This is a genomic window from Sporosarcina sp. ZBG7A, assembly GCF_000813425.1.
In the GTDB taxonomy this organism is placed as follows: Bacteria; Bacillota; Bacilli; order Bacillales_A; family Planococcaceae; genus Sporosarcina.
Genome location: NZ_JWIB01000066.1, coordinates 1 through 15,435, shown reverse-complemented (window position 1 = coordinate 15,435; position 15,435 = coordinate 1). Strand labels below are relative to the sequence as shown.

17 protein-coding genes are annotated in these 15,435 nt (G+C 43.4%); 14 read left to right on the top strand and 3 right to left on the bottom strand.

Going from position 1 to position 15,435, the window contains the following annotated elements; genetic code table 11:
- The first annotated feature begins 201 nt into the window (after positions 1-201).
- The 4 genes from RL70_RS17010 to RL70_RS16995 all read left to right on the top strand — a co-directional run bounded on the left by RL70_RS17010 (position 202) and on the right by RL70_RS16995 (position 6,663).
- Entirely contained in the window at positions 202-2,559 is a 2,358-nt protein-coding gene (locus tag RL70_RS17010) for a penicillin acylase family protein (RefSeq protein WP_052246028.1), read from the top strand.
- 512 nt (positions 2,560-3,071) lie between these two features.
- Positions 3,072-3,428 (top strand): metalloregulator ArsR/SmtB family transcription factor, encoded by a 357-nt coding sequence (locus RL70_RS17005; RefSeq protein ID WP_039044586.1) that lies wholly within the window; start codon positions 3,072-3,074, stop codon positions 3,426-3,428.
- Positions 3,421-5,529 (top strand): heavy metal translocating P-type ATPase, encoded by a 2,109-nt coding sequence (locus RL70_RS17000; RefSeq protein WP_039044580.1) that lies wholly within the window; start codon positions 3,421-3,423, stop codon positions 5,527-5,529. The genes RL70_RS17005 and RL70_RS17000 overlap by 8 nt, the downstream gene beginning before the upstream one ends.
- Before the next feature lie 27 nt (positions 5,530-5,556).
- Positions 5,557-6,663, top strand: a complete 1,107-nt coding sequence (locus RL70_RS16995) for a GNAT family N-acetyltransferase (RefSeq protein WP_039044579.1) — start codon at positions 5,557-5,559, stop codon at positions 6,661-6,663.
- A 41-nt stretch (positions 6,664-6,704) separates the two neighbouring features.
- On the opposite strand, the gene RL70_RS17975 is transcribed toward RL70_RS16995, so the two are convergent.
- A complete protein-coding gene (locus tag RL70_RS17975; RefSeq protein WP_156138007.1) occupies positions 6,705-6,860 on the bottom strand; it encodes a lmo0937 family membrane protein in 156 nt (51 codons plus the stop codon).
- 132 nt (positions 6,861-6,992) lie between these two features.
- On the opposite strand from RL70_RS17975, the gene mntR reads away from it, so the two are divergent.
- The 5 genes from mntR (at position 6,993) to RL70_RS16970 (ending at position 10,187) form a co-directional block, all read left to right on the top strand.
- A complete protein-coding gene (gene mntR, locus RL70_RS16990) occupies positions 6,993-7,400 on the top strand; it encodes a transcriptional regulator MntR (RefSeq protein WP_025785473.1) in 408 nt (135 codons plus the stop codon).
- Positions 7,401-7,437: 37 nt separating this feature from the next.
- Complete coding sequence (locus RL70_RS16985) at positions 7,438-8,298, top strand: S1 RNA-binding domain-containing protein (protein WP_039044578.1); 861 nt, start codon at positions 7,438-7,440, stop codon at positions 8,296-8,298.
- Positions 8,299-8,352: 54 nt separating this feature from the next.
- On the top strand, positions 8,353-9,237 hold the full coding sequence (locus RL70_RS16980) for a DUF1002 domain-containing protein (RefSeq protein ID WP_082003466.1): 885 nt from the start codon (positions 8,353-8,355) through the stop codon (positions 9,235-9,237).
- Between the two features lie 64 nt (positions 9,238-9,301).
- Positions 9,302-9,583: a GNAT family N-acetyltransferase gene (locus tag RL70_RS16975; protein WP_039044577.1), complete on the top strand. Its 282-nt coding sequence runs from the start codon at positions 9,302-9,304 to the stop codon at positions 9,581-9,583.
- 124 nt (positions 9,584-9,707) lie between these two features.
- Positions 9,708-10,187: a DUF4064 domain-containing protein gene (locus RL70_RS16970; RefSeq protein WP_052246027.1), complete on the top strand. Its 480-nt coding sequence runs from the start codon at positions 9,708-9,710 to the stop codon at positions 10,185-10,187.
- Between the two features lie 50 nt (positions 10,188-10,237).
- Here the strand turns inward: RL70_RS16970 and RL70_RS16965 are convergent, their stop codons facing one another.
- On the bottom strand, positions 10,238-10,735 hold the full coding sequence (locus RL70_RS16965) for a GNAT family N-acetyltransferase (RefSeq protein WP_039044576.1): 498 nt from the start codon (positions 10,733-10,735) through the stop codon (positions 10,238-10,240).
- 180 nt (positions 10,736-10,915) lie between these two features.
- Here RL70_RS16965 and RL70_RS16960 point away from each other — a divergent pair, with 180 nt between their 5' ends.
- The 3 genes from RL70_RS16960 to RL70_RS16950 all read left to right on the top strand — a co-directional run bounded on the left by RL70_RS16960 (position 10,916) and on the right by RL70_RS16950 (position 12,795).
- Positions 10,916-11,299, top strand: coding sequence for a hypothetical protein (locus RL70_RS16960; RefSeq protein WP_039044575.1), 384 nt, complete (start codon positions 10,916-10,918; stop codon positions 11,297-11,299).
- A gap of 302 nt (positions 11,300-11,601) precedes the next feature.
- Positions 11,602-12,456 carry a membrane protein insertase YidC gene (gene yidC / locus RL70_RS16955; protein ID WP_052246026.1) on the top strand — a complete coding sequence of 285 codons (855 nt, stop codon included), beginning with the start codon at positions 11,602-11,604 and terminating at the stop codon, positions 12,454-12,456.
- A gap of 90 nt (positions 12,457-12,546) precedes the next feature.
- Complete coding sequence (locus RL70_RS16950; RefSeq protein ID WP_039044574.1) at positions 12,547-12,795, top strand: hypothetical protein; 249 nt, start codon at positions 12,547-12,549, stop codon at positions 12,793-12,795.
- A 44-nt stretch (positions 12,796-12,839) separates the two neighbouring features.
- Here the strand turns inward: RL70_RS16950 and RL70_RS16945 are convergent, their stop codons facing one another.
- Positions 12,840-14,003 carry an MFS transporter gene (locus RL70_RS16945; RefSeq protein ID WP_197054139.1) on the bottom strand — a complete coding sequence of 388 codons (1,164 nt, stop codon included), beginning with the start codon at positions 14,001-14,003 and terminating at the stop codon, positions 12,840-12,842.
- A 179-nt stretch (positions 14,004-14,182) separates the two neighbouring features.
- Between RL70_RS16945 and RL70_RS16940 the strand changes: the two genes are divergently transcribed.
- Together RL70_RS16940 and RL70_RS16935 are read left to right on the top strand one after the other, a co-directional pair.
- Positions 14,183-15,040, top strand: a complete 858-nt coding sequence (locus tag RL70_RS16940; protein WP_039044582.1) for a D-alanyl-D-alanine carboxypeptidase family protein — start codon at positions 14,183-14,185, stop codon at positions 15,038-15,040.
- 57 nt (positions 15,041-15,097) lie between these two features.
- Positions 15,098-15,418 carry a hypothetical protein gene (locus RL70_RS16935; protein WP_156138006.1) on the top strand — a complete coding sequence of 107 codons (321 nt, stop codon included), beginning with the start codon at positions 15,098-15,100 and terminating at the stop codon, positions 15,416-15,418.
- Positions 15,419-15,435: the final 17 nt, after the last annotated feature.

Here is a 15,435-nt window from a genome sequence, read left to right as displayed (position 1 = left end):
AGCGTGAGAAGTGCTCATGAAAGCCAGAAAACTGATCATAAATCACAAAAAACATTCATAATTTCCTCCACTAATCTTATCCAGGAGGACTCCCAATCCCTTTCATTTTGAAAGGGATTTTATGGTGTTACAACGAATATAGATTAAGTATAGAGAAAATTGGAAATGGGGGAAACTTACGTGGCAAAGCATAAAAAGAGAATGGGGAAACCAGCGAAAATCCTACTATGGTTCATCGCTACGATTGTAGTAATCGCGGCAGCTGCACTTATTTTTGTAAACGTTTACATAGGGAAGTCGAAACCCGTGATTGAAGGGAACGTTCAGCTCGCTGTATTAGATGAAAACGTAACCGTAACTCGGGATGAAAACGGCGTCCCACACGTGGATGCCAAGTCCGATGCTGATCTGTATCGTGCTCAAGGTTATGTTCATGCGCAAGATCGTTTATTTCAGATGGATCTCGCACGTAGACAGGCGAGTGGACGACTGTCAGAAGTCGTCGGTGCAAAAGCGATTGACACCGATAAACAGTTCCGCACATTCAGCTTGAGAAATGCAGCGGAGAAATCGTTCGACACATATAGCGACGAAGCGAAACAAGTTTTGGGATGGTATGCCGATGGCGTGAATGCATTCATCGAAGAAGTAAAAGACAATGGAAAGTTGTCCTATGAATTCAAGTTGCTCGGTTACGAGCCTGAACAGTGGACACCGATCGACTCACTGACAATCGGAAAGTATATGGCGTATGACCTTGGTGGAAAGTGGACGCCTCAAGCCATGCGTCACTGGGCACTTAATAATTTTTCTGAAGAGAAAGCCCAAGATTTGTTCATCACGTATCCGGAGAATGCAGAGTCCATTATGGAAGCGAATCTAAAAAATCCAGTCCAAGTCACAGGGCAGTTTGACCCTGGATTACTTCCACACGAATTCAATGGAAGTAACAACTGGGTTGTCTCAGGTGATAAAACAAAATCAGGGATGCCACTTCTCGCGGATGATCCGCATTTAGGACTGAGCACACCTTCTATCTGGCATCAAATTCACTTGAAGTCTCCAGAACAGAATGTTAGTGGTGTCATTTTTGCAGGGATTCCTGGAATTATCCTCGGGCATAACGAAAAAGTTGCATGGGGAGTTACAAACGTCGGGCCAGACGTCCAAGATCTCTATATTGAAATCCCGAACCCAGATGATCCGACCCAATTCCAATATGACGACGAATGGGAACAAGCTGAAGTGCGCGATGAGACAATAAGCGTTAAAGGTGAAAAAGACGTACCTTTCGAAGTGCTGGTCACTAGGCACGGGCCGATTATTACAGATGTCATTTATAAAGATGAAAAGCCAGACGCAGTGTTCTCGATGCAATGGACGGCACTCGAGCCGAGCAATGAGCTTGAAGCAATCATGGATTTAAACAAAGCAGACGATTGGGAGTCATTTGAAACGGCATTGGAAGCTTTCAGTGCTCCCGCACAAAACTTTGTCTTCGCTTCAACGGACGGTACAATTGCATTCAAAGCGAATGGGAAAATTCCGATTCGTAAAAAAGGGGACGCTCAGCTACCGGTTCCGGGGAATTCCTCGGAATACGGATGGGACGGTTATGTTCCGTATGATGAATTGCCGACTGTTGTAAATCCTAAAGAAGGATTCATTGCCACAGCAAACAACGAAGTAGTAGACGAAAAGTATCCATATCACATTACGAAGTTTTGGGCGCAACCGTATCGCTATGAGCGGATTGCAGAAGTGCTTCGCGATGGAGACGACTTTACAGCGGATGATATGATGAAATTACAAATGGACCAAAAGAATTTACATGCTGGAGAGTTTTTGGACTCATTGATTGGGTCAATTGAAAAGATGGACCGAAAAGGGAGATACAAGGAAGTTTTGGCTCAGATGAAAGATTGGGATCAGGTGGATTCAGTGGATGCCTCGCAGCCTCTCGTATTCCATAAACTCATGAAACAATTGCCGGTGACGATGTTTGCATCAGATATGCCTGCGGATGTCTATGAGTTCATGCCAGGAAAGCCGCAGTTAACGGATCAGTTCTTGCGCAATGCGTATGCGGGAGAACCTTCTACTTGGGTGGAAGAGTATGGCGGAGTCGACCAATGGGTATATGATGCGTTTGAAAAAACAATGGCAAGCTTGAAAGAAGATTATGGGGATAAATCAGAGAATTGGCAGTGGGGCGATTTCCATCAACTCGTATTCCCGCATCCATTGTCGAGCGCTTCACCGATTTTAGCTAATTTCTTGGATCCGAAAAAGCAACCTGTCGGTGGATCAGGTATTACGGTTCAGGCAGCATCGTTCAAGGACGATGGCAGTGCGAATCACGGAGCCTCGTGGCGCTTTGTTGCGGATCTGGATGACCTTTCGAAAGCTTATCATATTGTAGGTCCTGGTCAAAGTGGCCACGTGAAGTCGCAATGGTTCCACGACCAAGCCGATGATTGGGTCCGTGGTGATTTCCATGAGACTGTTTTAGAAGGTGACGTGAAGGACGGGAACGTGTTGACGTTAGAAGCGAAATAATTAGATGAAGCAGGGGTGAAAGTTGCCTCTGCTTTTTTGTGTGCTCGAACCTAGACAAGTGATCGATTGAGCTACATGTATTGCCCATGTGGCTGCGGATGCTCATAAATCTCAAAAAACGCTCATAACCCTGGGAAAGTGATCATAAATCAGGAGAAACGCTCATAATCCAAGGATTGTGCTCATAAATCTTCAAAAGTGATCATAACCCCAGAATTCCGCTCATAAAACTAAAAAAATGATCATAAACACCTCGCGCCAACTATCGCTCGCGGGCAACCCAATCTTCATCAGCACCCTCGGTCGCGAAAAAGTGCACTTCACCAATCAAAAACCAAGATTTAATTGGTGTGCTTCGCTTTGCGAAGCCGTTTACTGCAGAAAGTTAAGAGCAAAATTGCATTTCATTCAAATCATCGTTTGATAGTAGTTGCAAATCGTCAGAATAACGCATATACTAACCTTACAATCAAACGAACATTTGAATGATGAGGAGGCGGATGAAATTGAAAATGGTAGATACGTGTGATGAACAGATTATTCACGATGCGCTTGTAGTTGAAATTCAAGAGGAATTGCCCCGCGTTGGAAATATGGTGCAACTCTTTAAAGCGCTCGCAGATGAAACGCGACTCAAAATTGCGTTTTCATTAACATTGAAACAAGAGCTCTGTGTTTGTGATGTCGGTGCTATTATTGGTGCATCTAACGCGACAGCCTCTCATCACTTACGATATTTGAAAGAAAATGGATTAGCTCGCTCGGAACGAAGGGGCAAGATGGTCTATTACTCACTTGCAGATGATCACGTCTTACAACTTGTGAAAATTGCTCACGAACATACGATGGAAGGTGAAGAGAATGGCTGAAGCGAACAGGACTGAATATCGTCTCGAAAACTTAAGTTGTGCCAACTGTGCCATGAAATTCGAAAAAAACGTCAGTCGACTTCCAAATGTCGAAGTGGCTACCGTCAACTTTGGTGCGAGTAAACTGTCATTTGCGGGTGACGCAACCGTCGACGAACTTGAATCTGCAGGTGCTTTTGACGGCATCCGTGTTGTACCCGTTTCTCAGCGTAAGCCTACCAAGAAAACACCGTTCTTCAAACGGAAAGAAAACATCGTCTCTCTAATTTCGCTCATATTCCTAGCAGCAGGTCTATTCACTTCTAGCAAATATGGAGAGACCAATACCACCGCAATCATCTTATTTGCAATAGCGATTGTGGTCGGAGGAACTTCGATGTTCATCGACGGGCTCAAAAACTTAGTACGCCTTGAATTCGATATGAACACACTCATGACAATTGCGATTATCGGTGCCGCAATCATAGGGGAATGGCGCGAAGCCGCTGTTGTCGTCCTCTTGTTTGCAATCAGTGAAGCACTCGAATCCTACTCCATGAACAAAGCTCGTCAATCTATCAGTAGCTTAGTGGACATCGCACCGCCTTCAGCAACCATCAGAAGAAATGACGAGATGTTCGAGCTGCCGACTGAAGACATTCGAATTGGAGACGTCTTAATCGTCAAGCCAGGGCAAAAAATCGCGATGGATGGAACGGTACGCTCAGGGTTCTCAACCGTGAACCAAGCTGCGATCACCGGTGAATCTGTCCCTGTCACCAAGCAAGTAGACGACACCGTTTTTGCAGGAACGCTGAACGAAGAAGGATCTCTAGAAGTAACCGTCACCAAATTAGTAGAAGACACGACAATCGCTAAAATTATTCATCTTGTTGAAGATGCGCAGGCTGAAAAAGCACCTTCGCAACAATTCATCGACAAGTTCGCGAAATACTATACACCAGCAATTATCGCCATTGCGGCGCTAACAGCTGTCATCCCTCCACTTCTCGGTGCGGATTGGCAAACTTGGATTTATCAAGGACTCGCTGTTCTTGTCGTCGGGTGCCCTTGTGCGCTCGTCGTATCCACACCTGTTGCAATTGTCACAGCAATCGGGAACGCAGCACGTCAAGGCGTGCTCATTAAAGGCGGCGTCCACTTAGAAGAAATGGGGCATATCAAAACCGTTGCGTTCGATAAAACAGGGACTTTGACGAAAGGCTATCCTGAAGTTACGGATATCATCACCTCAAGTGGAGTAGAGGAAGTACATCTCCTGCGGTCAGTCGCGGCAGTGGAACGTCTCTCTCAACACCCGTTGGCAAGAGCGCTCGTTAATGCATCTGTAGCTCGCAACCTCGAAGTTGTGACAGCGGAAAACTTCCAATCCGTCACAGGTAAAGGAGCAGTTGCTGTTGTGGATGGCAAAAGTGTTTCTGTCGGAAGCCTTCGATGGATGGAAGAACTCACTGAACTTCCGGAATCAGCGAAGATCCAAGCTGCAGACATGCAGACTGAAGGGAAATCTGTGATGGGTGCGGTCATCGATGGTGCATTTGCAGGGCTCTTTGCAGTAGCAGATCCAGTTAGAGAAGAAAGCAAACTCGTTCTTGAACGATTGAAAGAAATCGGCGTAGATACTACAGTTATGCTGACAGGCGATGACCCCAAAACAGCGCAAGCGATTGCTGCTCGTCTAGGCATTGACGACGTCCGTGCTGGACTCATGCCGGAAGACAAACTCAATGCAATCCGTGAATTGAGCGAAGGCAAGAAACGTGTAGCGATGGTCGGAGATGGCATTAATGATGCACCAGCACTAGCCGCAGCATCCGTTGGAATCGCAATGGGGGGCGCAGGGACAGACGCCGCGCTTGAGACTGCAGACATCGCATTGATGGCGGATGATCTCGAACAATTGCCATATACCGTGAAATTGAGTAGAAAAACGTTGCGTACTATCAAAGAAAACATTATGTTTGCAGTAGGACTAAAAATTGCTGCACTGCTTCTCGTCATCCCGGGCTGGCTGACGCTATGGATCGCAATCTTCGCAGATATGGGCGCAACACTGTTAGTTGTGTTGAATTCACTTCGATTAATGCGAATCCAAAAGTAAGAAGCGGTCGTTTGGAGGAACATCCTTATGCAACTTAAAGAATGGACAATGGTGGAGCAAGAACAGCTGATCCACTTCATGACAACAAATACATGGCCATTTCACATGCAAGAAAATTCGGGTCGCGAGTTGATCGAAAAAGCAATCCGAGAAGGTGGATACGAGTCAGATGAAGTCAAAACATTTTGGCTCGTCAACGACAACGGAGAAAAAGTGGGCATCGCAAAAATCCATGACTTACAAGACGATGTCCCCTTGTTCGATCTACGTATCGCTGATCGCTATCGAGGCAGAGGATATGGAGCAAGCGCACTGCGACTCATGGCAGATTATGTGTTTGGTTTGCCGGAGGGGAAAAACCGGCTAGCAGGTCACACGCGACATGACAATCTAGCGATGCGCAAGACGTTCGAACGGTCAGGCTTTGTAAAAGAAGGACATTTGAGGCAAGCATGGTTTTCTCCAGAAGAAGGCCAATATTACGATGCTATTACTTACGGAATCACGCGAGATGACTATATGGCAGGGAAGAAAACTCCAGTAGTCTGGGAGGATAACGAAAATTCGCAGACGATTCAAGGAATCCCTGATTTCCCGGACCAATTTGAATCAGAACGTTTGCTGATACGTATGCCTTCACTAAATGATGTTTCAGACGTGAATAACGCAATCCTTCAAACATTACCTACTCTGCGTCAGTGGATGCCATGGGCGCATCAGCCACAAAATCTAGCGGACACAGAACAACGGATGCGGCAGGGAATTGCAGATTTCATCACAAAAAAAGATCTCAGACTCCACTTGTTCGAAAAACAAACAGGTGACTTCATTGGCTCATCAGGATTGCATAGAATCGATTGGTCAATTCCGAAATTTGAAATTGGCTACTGGTTAGCAAGTGGTTCTGAAGGAAAAGGGTACATGACAGAGGCTGTAGAACGAATTACGGAATTTGCATTTGATGAACTAGGTGCACGCCGAGTGGAGATTCGATGTGACGAACTCAACAAAAAAAGCCGTGCCGTTGCAGAACGGGCAGGCTTTGAACTAGAAGCTGTGCTGAAAAATGATGATCGGTCGGCTGATGGCACACAGTTGAGAAACACGGTCGTATATGCAAAAATCAGCCAGTAAACGTGAAAAAGGGATGTCGGAGAAAACCGACATCCCTTTATTTAAACTGACCGTCTGCCAGAAATCATATTAAGAATAAATACGATTAGTGCGATGACGAGCAGGATATGAATAAGGCCACCACCGATTTTGAAAACTAGTCCAAGCAACCAGAATGCAATTAGTGCTACAATGATAATCCAAAGTAATTTACCCATGTGTTGTTCACTCCTTTCGAGTTTGTGATTGAATTGGTTATGTTGTTTAGATACCCAGCAACAAAATGTGTTAAACACAAAAAAAATTATTTCAGGATATTAGGCTATAAAATGTTACCGGAGGTGCTTGGATTGGCAACACCGAGTATGGAAGACTACATTGAACAAATTTACTTGCAAATTGAAGCAAAAGGTCAGGCCAGAGTTTCGGACGTCGCAGAATCGCTTGCAGTCCTTCCTTCATCCGTTACGAAAATGGCGCAGCGATTGCACAAAGAAGGCTACGTCATTTATGAACGCTATAAAGATATCAGCTTAACCGTTCGGGGTCGTAATTTTGGCGAACGTCTAGTACAGCGGCATGAATTGCTAGAGCAATTTTTACGAATTATCGGAGTGAAGGAAGAAAACATATACGGAGATGTAGAAGGAATTGAACATCACCTAAGCTGGGACGCGATGGATCGAATAACAGATCTTGTACAAGCAATGAACGAAGACAAAAGCTTCGTGACTGCACTCAAACAACGTAACGAATAAGTTTACTAACAATTATTTAAGGAAATGGGAGAATAAGATGACAAATACACTTGCAGGAACAGTTCAAAAAGTTCGGGTACTGGAGCTTGAAGGCTCACGCTGGTCACTCGATTTAGATGGAACAGAATTGTATATGAACGCTTCGGAAGCACCGGAAACACTACAATCAGGAGACACTCCAGACGTTTTCCTTTTCATGAACCGACGCGGAGAACTCGCAGCATCGATGCAATTGCCGCACATGACGATGGGGACATACGGATGGGCACGGGTGTTACGGGTAGATGACAAATTTGGAGCATACGTTGATATTGGTGCAGCCTTCGAAGTACTCGTGAACAAAGCGGATCTGCCGCATGTCCGTAAGCTATGGCCAAAGATTGATGATGCGTTGTATATGACGCTTCGTACGGATCCAGCTGGAACGATTTTCGGACGTCTGGCAACGGAAGAACGCGTATTGGATGTCATCGGCGTTGCTGAACAATGGCGCATGAATGATAACTTAACCGCTCGTCCGTATCGCTTGTTGCCTGTAGGTGCTTTCTTGCTTAGCATTCCGGATAATTTCCGAATCTTCATTCATGCTAGCGAAATGGCTGCAGAACCGCGTCTAGGAGAAGAACTAACAGTCCGAATCATCGATGTACAAGAAGACGGCACGTTAAACGGTTCTCTACTTCCGCGAAAGCAGGAACGTTTGGATGATGACGCGGAAATGATTTACGCATATTTACAAGAGACTAACGGTAAAATGCCATTTACCGATAAGTCGACACCTGAGGAAATCGAGGAAATGTTCAGCCTTAGTAAGGGCGCTTTCAAACGGGCACTCGGAAGATTGATGAAAGACGGGAAAATCGAACAGCGTGATGGATGGACGTCTCTTAAAGCGTAACGGGAACCTTTTAGTAGCAAATTTCGTATGTATTGGAAACAAGGAGGTAAGATTATGAAACGAACGCTTACTGCCAGTCTTGCATTGATGCTCTCTGTAGGGTTGCTGTTACCGAACATTGCTTCAGCGGATGCAACTATTAATGAGAAGCTAGGAGTACCCATCGTAGTTTACGGTGCCAACCTTTCCGATGACGAAAAGGCTAGTGTGAAAAAGAGTCTGAAAGTTGACGAGGAAGCTGAAGTCGAAGAAATTGAAGTGACAGGTAAAGATTTAGTTACGTATATTAAAGACGGCGATCCGAATGCACGCATGTATTCTTCAGCAAAAATCATGCGACAAGATGCAGGCAAAGGGCTTGTGATTTCAATCGTTACGCAAGATAATATAACTCAAGTCACACCAGATATGTACGCGACAGCAATGCTGACTGCAGGGATTGAAGATGCTAAAGTGGAAGTGGCTGCCCCTAAGAAAGTAACTGGGCATTCTGCATTGGTCGGTATCTATAAAGCCTATGAAGTAAGCGGAGAATCACTGGATAAGGAACGTACGGATGTAGCCAATGACGAATTGGACGTTGCAACGACGTTATCTGAAAAAGGTGTAGACAAAGACAAAGTTGCCGTACTATTGACGGATATTAAACAGCAGATTTCTGAGAAAAACCCTGCGACTAAAGAAGAAGTCGAAAAAATTGTCAAAGAACAACTAGAGAAGCACAAAATCGAGCTAAGTGATGCAGATCGTCAATTGCTAATTGACTTGATGGACCGGATTAGTAAATTAGATATAGATTTCTCGAAATTCTCACAGCAACTGGATGATATGGCTTCAAAGGTTAAAGATAAATTAGGTGAAATCGATCCTGGTTTTTGGGATAAAGTCAAAGAATTTTTCCAAGGGCTTGTGGATTCAGTGAAATCCGTGTTTCAATAACTAAGTAAGTATCGTTGAATTATCTAAATACCCGAATCATCCAATTAAAAGGGAGGCTGTTCTCATGGAATTTGAATACAAAGATCTTGGCGGAGATGCGTATGCATTTCGCAATGAGCAAGGTGGTAAGACGCTAGCTGAAATTACGTGGACACTTCTCGGAGATGTCATGGTCATGGATCACACTTTCGTTTCGGAAGAACTCCGTGGTGGAGGCGTTGCGAAAAAACTTCTAGACCGTGCAGCTGAATATGCTCGGGAAAACAACTTGAAGATGGAAGCGGTATGTTCATACGTAGTAACCGCGTTTAACCGATACGAAGAATACAACGATGTGAAAGCATAACGAAATATAAAAGCGGAACGCTGTGTTGAGGCGCTCCGCTTTTTTAAGAAGTAACCAAAAAATGAAACGTTTTGTGATTTCAGTCGTATAGTAGACTACAACTAGAAAAAGTGAGGCGATGTAAATGAATCGAACGGCAGAAAAAGTATTAGGAATCATAGGATTGGTATTTACCGTATTTGGAGTCATAGCATCCATTTTTGGTGCGGTTATATTTAATATGTTTAGCAATAATCCCGAACTCCGTACAGAAATGGAAATGGATTTCTATTCAGATCCTACAATGACGCCTGCAGATATTGATATGATTTTCAACATATTTGATGCACTTGGTGGCTTCCTCTGGCTCGGAGTTGTATTCCTGATCATCAGTTTAGTACTTACAATTATCGGATTGATCAAAATTTGGAATAACAAAAATCCGAAACTTGCAGGAATCATGTTTATCCTTGGAGGATTAACAGGAGGTATTCTATCTCTTACTTCAATCTTACTCTATATCGCAGGTATTCTTTGCTTGACTAAGAAACCTAAAACAATGGTTCCAGATGAACAGATCATTACTGACACACCACCTGAAGATGGTGGAATGCGTCCGTTGTAAACAATAAAAAAACGTCCTGTTCGGTAGTTTCCGAATAGGACGTTTTTGAATTAGATGCATAAAGCGGATTGCCGAATCATATAAACATATTGTGCTGTTTCAACCGGAACCCCTTCAAAGTCTTCATCAAATACTTCAAGTAACTCAAACCCAAGCTTCTCGTAGAATGCTTTTGCGGGATCATTTAAATCATCTACGTATACGAATAGCTTCATAGCACCATTCAGTAGCGTCAATGCACCAGTAAATAGCTCCATCCCTATGCCTTGTCGCTGATAGTCTGGAAGGATATAAAGTGCGGTCAGCTCGGCATCTCCATCAACATCAATCCGAGTCATGTTGAAAAATCCAACAGCACGACCGTCGCGTTCAGCGATTAAAACCTCTGTCTTTTCCATACGCTTCAATAACATAGGAGTTGAGTAAGCGCTATCGAGAAATTTTTGTTGAACAAATTCGGGTAAAAGCTCTTTATACGTATCTTTCCAAGTGGCACGGGCAATGTGTTGAACGGCAGCAATATCTTCCTCAATCATTTGTCGAATCATTGCGCTTTCACCTCGTCATTCCTTTCTCTCATCATAACAAATGCAGGTATCGAAAACTAGCGATAGTCAGACTTGTCATGAAAATGAAATGTTCATTGCGTTTGGCAAAGTAGAAGTGGGGTATACTTGTTACATGGACCCATACTAAAAGTTAAGTAAAAATTTGGAGGTTTGATTTTCATGGCTAAAAAACGTAATGGTATTTTACTTGCAACAATTGCAGCTGGAGCATATGCATATTTCAGTAAAAAAGAAAACCGTGACAAAGCACAAGTAGCTGTAAATAATTTAGTTACGAAAGTCGATTCTTTTGTTCAATCTAAAAAAGCAGACTACTCAGATCAAACTAAACGTGGCATGTCCGATCCGTACGATTTCCAGGACAATAAAATGGTGAGTGAAGGGGCTCAAACTAGCGTTCATTACTACAACCAAGTAGTTGAAGATAAAGGGAAAGGCTCTAAAGAAGATGGTCTTTATCACAAAAAAGAAGACAAAGAAATTACGGACGAGCTTGAGTCCAAAGAAGCGAAATCGGACTCTGAAAAATCGAAACAAAACTAACGAACTACTAGAACAAAACATCTGACCACGAACATCTAATCTAAATAACACGTGTTTAATCACCATATCTATTACAAAACCTGCAAAGTGTCTAAATTGTCACCAAATGCAGGTTTTTTTGTATTGTCCATATGAAATCGGTGTTTTCGTGATAGGTTTCATTGTAATTGTGAACGGGAATAGGGTATACTTTTTGAAGAGACGACGAATGTTAATAATTGAAAAAATCCCGTTAGCCGATCAGCGTTTTCCTATGAAAATCCGGATTGCTAATAGTTTGAAAAATAGTGAAGGTGGATTTCGTGAAAAAAAGAATTGGATTTATAACGATGTTGGCTACAGCTGCAGTGTTGTTAAGTGGTTGTACGAGTGTTGAGGAAAAAAGAGGGACGTTCTATGGAATTTTTGTAAAACCGATGGATTGGTTGCTTCATACTCTAGGAGAAGCATTTAACGGAAGCTATGGACTCGCGATCATCGTTATCACGATGGGAATTCGCTTAATCCTAATGCCACTCATGTTAAAAAACTACAAATCACAGCAAGAAATGAAAGTGAAAATGGATGCGTTGAAACCTGAAATGGAAACGATCCAAAAACAGATGAAAACAGCAAAAGAAGCAGGCAACAAAGAAGAACAGATGAAGTTGCAACAAGAAATGATGGGTCTCTATTCTAAGCATAACGTGAATCCGTTAAACATGGGATGTCTTCCATTAGTAATTCAAATGCCAATCATCATGGGTCTGTACTTTGCGATTTTGTATGCCGATGATGTAGTGAAAAGTCATCAATTTCTCTGGTTTGAGCTAGGTAAACCCGATATGATTATGATGCTTGTTGCAGGTGCTGTGTACTTCGTTCAAGCAAGAGTTTCACTATGGACAATGCCAGAGCAACAGAAAGCTCAAATGAAATTATTTGTCTATATCTCACCAATTATGATTATGTTCATCTCATATAGAGTGGCGGCAGCCCTACCGTTGTACTGGGCTGTAGGGGGTCTGTTTATGATTTTCCAAACGTACCTTGGACGTAAATTCTACTACAAACATACTGCAGCAGAACTAGCTGTTGAAGCTGACGGTCATGTTGATGTAGAAATCGTTGATCCAGAAGATGAGAAGCATAAGAACAACAAGAAAAAAGGTAAGTAATTATAGTCTTTAAACCAGCCGGAGAGCTTACTCCGGCTTCTTTTTTAACTATAGAACATAATCCTAACTGTGAAATGGAGGAATATGCTGATGAACAGTAAATGGATTTATGGAATAGGTATTGTCTTAGCTGGCGCATTTTCACTCTATTTTATCATCAAGCTAGATTTACAAAATGCATTGATTGGCATGGTTGCGCTGTTTGCTCTCACGAATAGTGCGCGTGCAAGGCAATTCAAAAATCAAGGGATGATACGTGAGTCCCGGTGGATGCAAGGGCTCTCAATGTTATTTGCGATTGCCCTCGCAGTCATCTTATTTTTAAGATTGTTAGGATGAAAAAAGGAAACAGCATTGCGCATAGAGCGCTGCTGTTTCCTTTTTTAATACGCAAGCTTTCGTCGAGTAAAGAGAACGATAAAGATGGCAGGAATTGTACATACCGCCATTCCTAAAAAAGCGAGTCCTGGAGAAATATCGTACAAATACCCTGCAGGAATCGTTAAAAAAGCAGTACTCAAGCTCATAGCAAACGCTGCATACATGCCTTGCGCAGAGGCGATCTGCTGTTTTGGAAGACGAGTGGATATATATTGGATGAATGCATAATGTGCAATACCGAAAGAAATTGCATGCAACATTTGAGTAACAACGAACACGGCTGTAATGGGAAAGAGGAATACAACGATCCAACGAACGGTTGAACCAATCGCTGCAATTAAAAACATCGTTGAAATCTTTACATTTGCTAGCATTCGATCTGAAACGCGGAAAAAAAGAATCTCGAATAACACAGCAACGTTTAATATAACCCCAATCCAAAATCCTGAAACATTCAGGTCATCCAGGTAAATGAAACCAAAGCTATAATACGCAGCATGAGCCCCTTGGAGTAAGACAGCTAATATTGTTACGACCAGAAACCCTTTTGTTTGGAATAGCGTCCTTAACTTGGTCTGAGAGACATTGGAAGAAGTGCGCTCAGGTGCCATATCAAGAACTGCAGGTGCACTTCTCATGAAAAAAAGAACCGCGACAGCAAGGCCAACAATCATTAAATACAGAATTGATTGTTCGCTCCAAATGGACGTCGCCGCACCAACGAGCAGTAAAGCGACTGTATATCCGATTGATCCAAACGAACGGCTTTTCCCATAATGGATCCGCTCAGACTGCATTAACAGAGTTGCGCCACTCTCGACAGCAGGCAAAATCATAGGATAAACCGCACTGAACAAAATCGTGATCGCTGCAAGTGCCCATAATGGAGAATCAGGCAAGTAGAGAATGACGAGTAACAGTGAGAGGATCGCTAACCCTTGAACCACTCTACGTAGAGAGTATCTATGGGTTAATAGAGGGAATACGAGAAAAGTAGTGAGCGCTCTTGCTGCCATTCCGATACCCATGATGACACTGGCTGTAGAAACAGTGAGACCTTTTTCAATGGTCAACCATCCGGTCCAATAAGGAAGGAAGATTCCCCACGTAAAGAAGAAAACAAAAAAACTGGCAGAAAGCCATCGTTGGTTAGCCAATAGAATCATCCTTCATCTAAAAAAATCAAGCTGAAAAAGTAATCATAGCACACACTATTAAAAAGGCACAGTAGTCCTAAGATAGAAAAAATGGTAGACTATGAAATGGACTGTTTGTAATGATCCCGTAAAATACAAGAAACTGACAATAGATAGCAAGAGACAATATGAAAGAAGGCAAATTTCTTATGAAGCGAAGACAAGATAGAAGACGAACGAGCAAGAAGCGGTCTACAGGGCTAAAAGCGACGTTACTAATTGTTGTAGCCGCTCTGGTAGGACTGATTATATGGATTGGCACCAATGATTGGAACGTTGAGAAAACGCTAGAACAGGCAGGTTTATCGAATTCTGATAGTGAAAAACCAGAAACTTCCCCTGGGACAGAAGACAAGGAAGAAGAGGATGAACAAAATTTGCCTCCTGCAGAAGTAGAGCCGGCTCCTCCCGAAGAGTCAGCAGAAAAAGGCGAGGATGACACACCTTTTGATGGAGGTTATGTGGAGGGACAGCAATTGCCAAGCGAACCGACCTATGTAAAAAATATCTTAATTGCCAACAAAAAAAATCCGCTTCCGGAAACCTTTGCACCGGGTGAAAGTAAAGAAGCTCGCGATGCATTTGAAGAAATGGCTGCGGAAGCTAAGCTTTCCAATTTTAACTTAACCGCGTTCAGCACATATCGTTCCTACGACTATCAAGTGACGCTTTACAACCGTTATGTGGATCGAGACGGAATAGAAGCGGCAGATCGCTACAGCGCAAGACCTGGTTACTCAGAACATCAAACAGGTCTGGCATTTGATATTGGTGAAGTGAACCACGAAAAGCACTGGGCATCCTCATCGTTCGGTACAACAGAGGCAGGCAGGTGGTTGCTCGCAAATGCGCATCGCTACGGTTTCATTTTGCGTTACCCTAATCACAAAGAAGATATTACAGGGTACATGCACGAAGCGTGGCATTACCGATATGTTGGCAAGCCGATATCTGAACAGATCTTCAAGAAAAATATCACACTCGAAGAATACCTAGGAATAGAATGAGAAAAAGGGCTGCGCCAGCGCGGTCCTTTTTTCTATGGGGTGAGTTTCGCAGGTGCATTGAAGTTCTTAGTTTTTATGGAATCCGCTCAAACGAGAAGGAATCCGCTCAAGCGAGAGGGAATCCGCTCAAGCAAGAAGGAATCTGCTCAAGCGAGAGGGAATCCGCTCAAGCAAGAGGGAATCCGCTCAAGCGAGAGGGAATCCGCTCAAGCGAGAAGGAATCCGCTCAAGCGAGAAGGAATCTGCTCAAGCGAGAAGGAATCCGCTCAAACGAGAAGGAATCCGCTCAAGCAAGAAGGAATCCGCTCAAGCAAGAAGGAATCTGCTCAAGCAAGAAGAAATCCGCCCAAGCGAGAAGGAATCCGCTCAAGCAAATGACTTAGTTTCCTACAAGT